Annotated in this window: 1 protein-coding gene; it reads right to left on the reverse strand. The window is 75.6% G+C overall.

Annotated features, from left to right (window positions below; genetic code table 11):
• Positions 1–1,290 (reverse strand): hypothetical protein (locus tag AB0G02_RS40790; protein WP_360806081.1); only part of this gene is annotated, 1,290 nt, incomplete at both ends.

Genomic DNA, 1,290 nt, shown 5'->3' on the forward strand with positions numbered 1-1,290 from the left:
GCGGTTCCCACCGGCGGGCACCGACCCGCACGGCCGCCTCCGCCGCACGGCGGTACTCGTCGGGCGCTTGCCGGTCCCCCAGCAGCAGCAGCACGTCGCCCAGCAGGATGCGCAGCCGGACCTCGTCCTTGGTGTCCCGGGCCCGCGGCAACGCCCGCTCCAGCTCGTCCTTCGCGGTGGTCGGGTCACCGCACTTGAGCGCGAGGGCGGCACGCACGTACGCGAGCCGCCAGTCGGGCACGACGTCCACCCCGCGCCGCCGCTGTTCGCGCACGACCGCGGTGTAGTTCTCCTCGGCCCGGCTCCACAGCTGGTCGGCCGCCGTGACGCCGCCGAGGCGGGCCATCTGGGTGAGCGCCGCGGCCAGCTCGTACCTCGCCTCCACGACCGAGTCACGGCCGACGACCGGGGTGTCGTCGTCCCACCGGCGCGGCTCGCCGTCGGCGTCGACGTAGTCGGGGCCGAGCACCTCCTGGGCCAGCGCCGCCCGCCGGTCCGCCTCACCGAGCTCGACCCGGTCCAGCGCCTCGCGCCAGTAGTCCGCGGCGGTGGGACCGAGCAGCCGGAACCGGTGGTAGACCGCCTCGCGCGTCCACCGGTCCCACCGCTCGGGGTCGGCCTCCGCCTTGGTCTCGAAGAACTCCACGGCCGCCGCGTGCAGCCGGTCGTGCACGCCGTGGTGCCGGATCAGGCGGCGCATCGGCTCGGCCACGCCGCCCGTGAACCGCAGTGCGTCCAGCTCGCCCGGCACCGGCACGACCCACGACGTGGTGCCCGCGAACCGCTTCAGCTCCGCCCACGACGCCTCGACGTCCAGGTCCGCACCGGTCGGGAACAACGGCTCCGCCCGGTCGCCGGGCAGCATGTCCTCGCTCGGGTCGTCGAGGTCCGAACCGCCGGACACCGCCGCGCGCAGCAGCGGTTCCAGCACCACGCGCACGAAGTCGAGGCTCAGCTCCCGCGGCACCACGCCGTAGCGCAGCAACCACCGCAGCCCCGGGTCGGTCATCGGGCGCAGCACCCGCAGCACGAGGGCGGTCAGGTCCGCGCGGTACCCGAGGACCTCCGCCGGCGTGATGTCGGGCCGCTGCTGCACGAGGTCCGCCAGGCGGGCCAGCACCACCGGCTCGCCGTCGGCCTTGTCGGTGATCGCCCGGCGCAGGTCGGCACGCGCGATGTGTCGGCGTTCGGCCAGGTAGCGCAGGGAGTCCGCGGGCGTGAACGGGCCGAGGTGGCGTTGGACCAGCGGCAGCGCGGGCACCGTCCCCACGCCGATCGGGAACCGGCCCG

The organism is Actinosynnema sp. NPDC023658 (assembly GCF_040639995.1).
Taxonomy (GTDB): Bacteria; Actinomycetota; Actinomycetes; order Mycobacteriales; family Pseudonocardiaceae; genus Actinosynnema.